The organism is Actinophytocola sp., from assembly GCF_045807065.1.
GTDB lineage: Bacteria > Actinomycetota > Actinomycetes > Mycobacteriales > Pseudonocardiaceae > Actinophytocola.
Map to the genome: position 1 here is coordinate 21,183 of NZ_JBJMIE010000273.1, position 7,945 is coordinate 29,127.

Annotated in this window: 7 protein-coding genes and 1 pseudogene; all 8 read right to left on the minus strand. The window is 71.8% G+C overall.

Features of this window, described 5'->3' with window-relative positions; translation table 11 throughout:
* Positions 1-50: 50 nt before the first annotated feature.
* Positions 51-992 (minus strand): copper transporter, encoded by a 942-nt coding sequence (locus tag ACJ73U_RS15960; protein ID WP_407778405.1) that lies wholly within the window; start codon positions 990-992, stop codon positions 51-53.
* A complete protein-coding gene (gene steA / locus ACJ73U_RS15965) occupies positions 989-2,173 on the minus strand; it encodes a putative cytokinetic ring protein SteA (protein ID WP_407778406.1) in 1,185 nt (394 codons plus the stop codon). The genes ACJ73U_RS15960 and steA overlap by 4 nt, the downstream gene beginning before the upstream one ends.
* Positions 2,174-2,811: 638 nt before the next feature.
* Positions 2,812-4,602 (minus strand): DNA repair protein RecN, encoded by a 1,791-nt coding sequence (gene recN / locus ACJ73U_RS15970; RefSeq protein ID WP_407778407.1) that lies wholly within the window; start codon positions 4,600-4,602, stop codon positions 2,812-2,814.
* A 60-nt stretch (positions 4,603-4,662) separates the two neighbouring features.
* Complete coding sequence (locus ACJ73U_RS15975; RefSeq protein ID WP_407778408.1) at positions 4,663-5,556, minus strand: NAD kinase; 894 nt, start codon at positions 5,554-5,556, stop codon at positions 4,663-4,665.
* Entirely contained in the window at positions 5,553-6,359 is an 807-nt protein-coding gene (locus ACJ73U_RS15980) for a TlyA family RNA methyltransferase (RefSeq protein ID WP_407778409.1), read from the minus strand. The genes ACJ73U_RS15975 and ACJ73U_RS15980 overlap by 4 nt, the downstream gene beginning before the upstream one ends.
* A 3-nt stretch (positions 6,360-6,362) precedes the next feature.
* A complete protein-coding gene (locus ACJ73U_RS15985) occupies positions 6,363-6,530 on the minus strand; it encodes a hypothetical protein (RefSeq protein WP_407778410.1) in 168 nt (55 codons plus the stop codon).
* A gap of 4 nt (positions 6,531-6,534) precedes the next feature.
* Entirely contained in the window at positions 6,535-7,407 is an 873-nt protein-coding gene (locus ACJ73U_RS15990) for an HAD-IIA family hydrolase (RefSeq protein WP_407778411.1), read from the minus strand.
* Between the two features lie 13 nt (positions 7,408-7,420).
* Positions 7,421-7,945, minus strand: a pseudogene (locus ACJ73U_RS15995) (hypothetical protein); the annotation flags it as partial.

Here is a 7,945-nt window from a genome sequence, read left to right on the forward strand (position 1 = left end):
GAATCCGAATGACGGACACCCGGTGTGGCGAATGACTACCGAGCGCGATGTCACTGTTGCGGAGCGCCGGGCGCGGGGCCCTGCGCGTTGCCGGCGTTGCCGTAGCGGCCGGCCGCGCCGTCGAGCTGCTCGCGCAGCGCCAGCACCGTCACCACGCGTCCGGCCGCGCTCTGCAGGTTGTCTACTGTGGACAGGATGCTGGTCGCCGCGGTGTCGGCACGCACCACGCCGACCGCGCCGATGCCGCTGGCCGAACCCGTGTCGCCGGCGAGCACCGTGCCGGCGCCGGCACGGTCGACCTGCGTGGCGAACCGCGCGATCGTCGCCGCCTGGTCCCCCGCACCGTCCCCTTCGGCGGCACCGCCGGTGAGCACGACGGCCAGCTGCGCGGGCTGGATCCCCTGGCTGGCCCTGACGAAACCGCCCTCGGTGAGCCCCGCCAGCGCGGCCGTGGCCTCCTCCGCGGACGTCTGCGGCTTGTTGTTGTCCTTGCTGATCAACACGAGCGGGCCGATGAGGCCGCCGGCGATCGTGCCGGGGTCGGACGCGGTGGGCAGCTGGATCCCGGCCGGCAGCAGCCGCACGACGATGTCCTTGAGCCGGTCGGCCTTGCGCGGGTCGCTGAACGCGTCGGTCAGCTGGAGCTCGCCGGTCACCGTGCCACCGGCGTTCGCGATGAGGGTCCTGAGCGCGTCCCGGTCGGCCGGGCGGGCGCCGGCGGTGGTGATGAGCACGACGGTGCGCTGCGCGAGCACCCCCCGCACGGCCAGCGGGCCGACGGAGGTGGCGAAGTCGTCGGCGTCCACGAGGCGCGCGGCCTGGGCGTTCTTCTCGTTCTGCAGGCCGATGACCTGTGCGGCCAGGTTCTCGTTCTCACTCGACACGCCGGAGAGCAGCGACCGGGACAGCGTGGTCGACCCGAGCACGACACCGACGGCCAGCGCGAGGAAGACGGCGGCGATCGAGATGATGTGGTAGCGCAGCGAGATCACGAGAACAGTCCCCCGATCCAGTTCGTGACGGCGTGCCAGGTGTCGCCGAACCAGTGGAGGTAGGCGGCACCGACGCCGGAGACCGCGAGCCCGACGGCCACGGCGACCAGCGCGGCGAGCACGAGCAGGACGACCGCGCCGATGGAGACCCGGCTGCGGTGCAGGGTGGCGACCGCCTTGCCGTCGACGACCTTGCTGCCGAGCTTGAGGCGGGTCAGGAAGGTGGACGGGTTGGAACCGGACCGGCCGCGGTCGAGGAACTCGTGCAGCGTGGCCTGGAACCCGACGGTGACGACGAGGTCCGCACCGTGCGTGTCGGCGAGCAGCAGGGCGAGGTCCTCGGAGTTGCCGGAGGCGGGAAAGGTGACCGCGCCGATTCCCAGGTCCTGCACGCGTTCGAGCCCTGGCGCGTGCCCGTCCATGTGAGCGGGCACGACCACCTCGGCCCCACTGCGGAGCGTGTCGGTGGACAACCTGTCCGGGTCACCCACGATCACGTTCGGGCGATACCCGAGCTGGTGCAGCGTGTCCGCCCCACCGTCGACCCCGACGAGCACGGGCCGGTGCTCGGCGATGTACCGCTTGAGCCGCTTGAGGTCCTCCTCGTGGTCACGCCCGGGGGCGACGACGAGCACCTGGTTGTGGTGGATGGGCGCGGCCAGCTCGGGCACGCCGACGCCTTCGAGGATGAGCGTCCGCTCCCGCCGGAGGAACTCGATCGTGTTGGCGGAGAAGGCCTCGAGCTGCGCGGCGAGACCGGCCTTGGCCTCGATCATGAGGTCGGCGATGGTTTCGACGGTCTGCTGAACGCCGCGCCCGACCTCCTTGTCACCGACCAGGACGACGCCATCGTGCAGCCTGACCTTGCTGCCTTCCCTGACCGCACGCAGAACCCCCGGCCCCACACCGTCGACGAGCATGACACCTCCACCGACCAGCAGCTCCGGCCCCAGGTTGGGAAACCGCCCGGAGATCGAGGGCGAGGCGTTGACCACCCCGCTGACGTCGGCGTCGAGCAGGGCGACGGCGGTAGCCCGATCGAGATCGATCTGATCGAGGATGACGATGTCGCCCGGCCCGATCCGGCGCAGGAGGTCACCGGTTCGCCGGTCGACCCGCGCGATCCCGGTGACCCCAGGCCTGGCCTGACTAGATCGAGCAAGGAGACCGGTGAGCTTCATGCGCTGATGGTGACAAAGGAGCGGCGGCATTCCGGTCCGCCACGCCAAAAACTTCACCCCAACGGGTAACGACCGCCCAGGAACGACCACACAGGACAGTTCACGATGGACGGTCCACCACCCACCCCGCGACGACGGCGCGCAACGTCTCCTCGTAGAGGTGCGGGAGGGCCGAGCGACCGAAGGAAGGACTGGGCCGAAGGAGCTGGCAGGGATAGCCGATCAGCCAGCGGGCAGGGCAGGGAGATGGACTGACTGCGCACAGCTGAGCACGCAGACCCGAACAACGGCACCCGGAGTGGCCGGGCCAAGAAGGGCACGACGGCAAGGCAACAGCGATGCTCAACCCCCAGGCCCAGCCCAACCACGATCCCAGATCAGGCCCCAACCACCCGCACCCTCAAAGCCTCCCTACCCAACGGACCACCCACCCAGGCAAACCCGCCCAACCTCAAAGCCTCCCTACCCAACCCACCACCCCCCAAGCAACCCCACCCAAGCACCCCTGCCCAGGCAAACCCCGCCCAAACTAAAACCCGCCCTGCACAACCCAACCCCCCACCCAACCAGGCGCCCACTCCCCCGGGGGCCCACCCCGGCCCCCGGCCCCACAACCCCACACCCACAACGAACGAGATTCAGCGCCGCTTCCGCCCCTTCCCACGCGTCGCCTTCTTGTCCGCATCAGCCACAGCCAACAACTCCTCAGCATGCGCCCGCCCGGTCTCCGTGGAGTCCATCCCCGCGAGCATCCGAGCCAGCTCGATCACCCGATCCTGCTCCTCGACCCGCCGCACATCACTGCGCGTAACCCCACCCGCGGCCTGCTTGTCCACCACGAGGTGACGATCAGCGAAAGCAGCCACCTGCGGCAGGTGGGTAACCACGATCACCTGGTGCGAAGAAGCCAACCGGGCCAACCGGCGCCCGATCTCCACCGCGGCACGCCCGCCGACACCGGCGTCGACCTCGTCGAAGACCAGGGTCGGCACCGGGTCCGAGTGCGCCAGCACCACCTCGATCGCCAGCATCACCCGTGACAGCTCACCACCCGACGCCGCCTTGTGCACGGGCAGAGCCATGGCGCCGTCGTGCGCGCGCAGCCGGATCTCGACCTCGTCGACACCGTCCGGACCGGCGTGCGCAAGCGCTTCCCCACCCTCGCCGCCGGCGACCCGCAACGAGTGCGGCTCGTTCGGCTCGGCCCAGCGGGTGCTGACGATCACCTCGATGGCGGCCTGCCCCATGGCCAGACCGGCAAGCTCGACGGTCACGGCCTGTGCGAGCTTGTCCGCCGCGTCCACCCGGAGGACGGTCACCCGCTTGGCGCACTCCGCCACTTCTTTCGCCAGCTGGTCGCGCTGACGGGCCAGCTCGGCCAGCGCCTCCTCGGACGTGTCCAGCCCGGCCAGTCGCTGCGCCGCGTCCGACGCCCATGCCAGCACACCGTTGATGTCCGCCGCGTACTTGCGCGTCAGCTGCTTCAGCTCCGCCTGCCGCGCCAGCACCTGCTGCAGCACTGCCGGGTCCGCGTCCAGCGACTCGAGGTAGCTGCTCAGTTCGGTCCCGACGTCGACCAGCAGCGCCTCGGCCTCCGCCAGCCGCGGCTCCAGCTCACGCAGCCGCGGGTCCTCCGACGCCGACAGCCGGTGCCTGGCGTCCCCGATGAGACCGAGCGCGCCCGGCACGTCCGGGTCACCCTCCGGGGAACCGGACACCGCGTACGACGCGCCGGTCGCCGCCTCCCGCAGCTGGTCGGCGTCGGCGAGGCGCCTGGCCTTCTCCTGCAGCTCGTCGTCCTCGTCGGGCTGCGGGTCGACGGCCTCGATCTCCGCGAGGCCGTGCTTGAGCAGGTCGGCCTCGCGCGCCAGCTCACGCGAACGCGCGGACCGCTCGGTCAGCTCCGTGCTGACCCGCACCCATTCCGTGCGCACCCTGCGGTACTCGGCCAGCGCGCCCGCCAGCTCCTCACCGGCGAACCGGTCCAGCACGGACCGCTGCTCGGCGGGGCGCATCAGCTTCAGCTGATCGTTCTGCCCGTGCACCGCGATCAGCTGCTCGGACAGCTCGGACAGCACGCCGACCGGCACGGACCGCCCGCCCAGGTGCGCCCTGGACCGGCCGTCCGTGTTGAGGCTGCGTAACGCGATCAGGGTGCCGTCGTCGTCCGGTTCGGCGCCCGCGTCGCTCGCGACCTTGGCCGCGGCACTGCCCGGCGGGGCGGCGAACCGGCCTTCCACCGACGCCTTCCCCGCGCCCGCACGGATCTTCGTCACCTCGGCCCGGCCACCGGACAGCAGGTGCAGCCCGGTGACGACCATGGTCTTACCCGCCCCCGTCTCACCCGTCACCACGGTGAGCCCCGGGTCCAGGTCCAGGGTGGCCTCGTCGATCACGCCAAGGCCCTGGATGCGCATCTCGGCCAACACAGCGCGCACTTTATCGGTTCGCACCGACAAAAGCTCGCACCGCCCGGCCGTGTGTTCGATTCAGGCCCGTGGGCTGCGCCAACCCTGCACGGGCAGCTCGAACTTCTGCACCAGGCGGTCGGTGAACGGCTCCTGCCGCAGCTTCACGAGCCGCGCCGGGATCTTCCCGCCGACCACCTCGACCCGCGCGCCGGGCGGCAGCACGAACGTGCGGCGCCCGTCGCAACACAGCACCGCGGGGTGCCCGGACGGGTCGACCTCCACGGCGAGCCGCGACTTCGGCGACACCACCAACGGCCGGGCGAACATGGCGTGCGCGTTGCTCGGCACCACCAGCAGCGCCTGCACGTCCGGCCACACCACCGGCCCCCCGGCGGAGAACGCGTACGCCGTCGAGCCCGTCGGGGTCGCGCACAGCACGCCGTCGCAGCCGAACGACGACACCGGCCGGTTGTCGACCTCGATCCGCACGTCCAGGATCCGCTCGCGGCTGCTCTTCTCCACGCTGGCCTCGTTGAGCGCCCAGGTCCGCGCGAGCTGCCGGTCGCCGAGCGTCGCGGTGACGTCGACGGTCATCCGGTTGACCACCTCGTAGCGCTGCGCGATGACCTGCGACACGGCCTCCTCGAGGAGGTCGGAGTCGGCCTCGGCGAGGAAGCCGACGCGGCCCATGTTCACGGCGAGCACGGGCACCTCGGCGGGCCGGGCGAGCTCCGCGGCACGCAGCAGGGTGCCGTCGCCACCGAGCACGAACACCAGCTCGGTGCCCTCGGCCGCCTGCGGTCCGGCGGGCAGGACCCGCTGGTAGCACGACGGGTCCAGGTCGGGGGCCTCGCGCTCGAGCACGCGAAGCTTGATCCCGGCGTCGGCGAACCAGCCGGCGAGCTTCTCCGCGGCGTGCCGGGTATCCGACCGGCCGGTGTGCACGACGAGGAGTACCTCACGTGCGGTCATTGCGGCCCCTCTCGAACGGCGATCTCCACGATCTCACTTACGGCTGGCGCGTCGAGCGGGTTCCCACGACGTAGCCACACGAAGTACTCGACGTTGCCGGACGGTCCCGGCAACGGGCTGGCGACCACGCCATGTGGCCGCAGCCCCAGCTCGCCGGCCGCGGTCAGCACGGACCGCACGGCGTCGGCACGCAGGGCGGGGTCGCGCACGACGCCACCCGAGCCGAGCCGTTCCTTGCCGACCTCGAACTGCGGCTTCACCATCGGCAGCAGGTCGGCGTCCTCGGTCGTGCACGCGAGCAGCGCCGGCAGCACGAGCCGCAGTGAGATGAACGACAGGTCGGCCACGACCAGGTCGACCGGTCCCCCGGTCTGTTCCGGGGTGAGCGCGCGGACGTTGGTCCTGTCGAGCACGGTGACGCGGTCGTCGGTCTGGAGCCGCCAGACGAGGAGCCCTCGGCCGACGTCCGCGGCGACGACGTGGCCGGCGCCGCGCCGGAGCAGGACGTCGGTGAAGCCGCCGGTGGACGCCCCGGCGTCGAGACAGCGCCGACCGGTCACCTGTATCGGGAACCGGTCGAGCGCGCCGATGAGCTTGTGGGCACCGCGGGACGCCCAGTCCGGGTCGTCGTCGAGGTCGCGGACCACGACGGGCGCGTCGGTCTCCACGGCTGTCGCCGGTTTGCCGGCGACCGTGCCGCGGATGGTCACGCGACCGTCCGCGATGAGCTGCGACGCGTGCTCACGGGAGCGGGCAAGGCCGCGCCGCACCAGCTCGGCGTCGAGCCGGGTCCTCCTCGGCACCGGTCAGTCCGTGTCGATGCTGGTGAGGGCCTCGTTCAACGCCACGTGCACGGCGTCGAACCGGGCCACGTGCTCGGTCAGCGGGACCGAGTCGAGGTTCGCGGTGCCGGCGATCGCCTCGTCGATGTCGGTGGTGTCGACCTCGGCGGTCTGGTCGGTGTCGAACTGCACGCTCTCACGCTACTTCATGCTCGAGACCGAGGCGGGCGAGCGCGTCGCGCACCGCGTCCGGCCAGTCCTTGTCCGAGCCGAGGCGGATGCCCGCCTCGGTGACGGCCCCGACATCGTGTGCGACGTAGGTCGGCCGCATGTCCTCGGGCGCGTCGAGGAGGTCCTGGGCGACGGACACTCCCGTGAGGACGAGGAGCGAGTCGAGCCCCGCGCCGACCGCGCCGGCGATGTCGGTGTCCAGCCGGTCACCGATCACCAGGGGCTTCTCGGCGTCGGCGGACCGCTGGGCCTCGTCCATCAGCGGGGTGGCCGGCTTGCCGGCGATCAGCGGCTCGGTGCCGGTGGCGGCCCTGAGCGCGGCGACGAGCGAGCCGTTGCCGGGCAGCGGACCGCGCTCGGTGGGGAGGGTGGGGTCGACGTTGCAGGCGACCCAGAGCGCGCGGGCCCGGATGGACTGGCACGCCTCGGCGAGGTCCCACCAGCTGGTGTCCTTGCTGAGCCCCTGGACGACGGCCTGGACCGCGTCGCCGTGCTTGCGCGTGGTCGTGAGGTTCTTCAGCTCGACCTCGTGCACGAGCGCGTCCGACCCGACGACCAACACGGTCGTACCGGGTTGCAGCTTCTCGGCCAGAACCGCGGCGGCGGCCTGCGCGCTGGTGCTGACCTCTGCCGTCTCGGCCCGGATGCCCATCTCCACCAGGTGACGCGCGACCTCGTCGGGACCGCGGGAGGCGTTGTTGGTGACGAAGCGGACCTTGGTGCCGGCGGCGTGGGCGGCCTCGACCGCCCGGTCGGCGCCGGGCACCGGCTCCTCACCGCGGTAGATGGTGCCGTCGAGGTCGAAGAGCAGGGCGTCGTAGTCGTCGAGAAGGCTCAACGGGATCCTCCGTTCACGAGGCGCTCAACGCGGTGGCCCGCTCGGCGGCGTCGGTCTCCTCGTCGAGATCGGCCTCCGCGGCGTTGAGGAACCAGCGGATCGCCTCGTCCGTGCGGCCGGCCGCCTCCAGGTTGTCGGCGTAGGCGTAGAAGAGACGAGCACTCCAGGGGTCGCGCCGCTTGGGGTCGAGGTCCGGCCCCTGGAGCGCGACGACCGCGGCGTCGAGCTGCCCCAGGTCCCGCCGCGCCCCGGCCGCGACGATCCGCAGCTCAACGGCGATGCTCTGCGGCAGGTCCTTCGCCTCGGCGGCCAGCTCGAGAGCACGTTCCGGCCGGCCCAGTGCCCGCTCGCAGTCGACCATCACGGGGAGGTGCGTCTGCGACCCGGTCATGCGCCGGACCGCACGCAACTCGCCGAGCGCCTCGGCCCACTCACCGGCGTGATAGGCGGCGATGCCGGCGGCCTCCCGCACGACCGCGACACGAGAGGCGCGAGTACGGGCGAACCTGGCGTGCGCGAGAGCCAGCTCGGGGTCCTC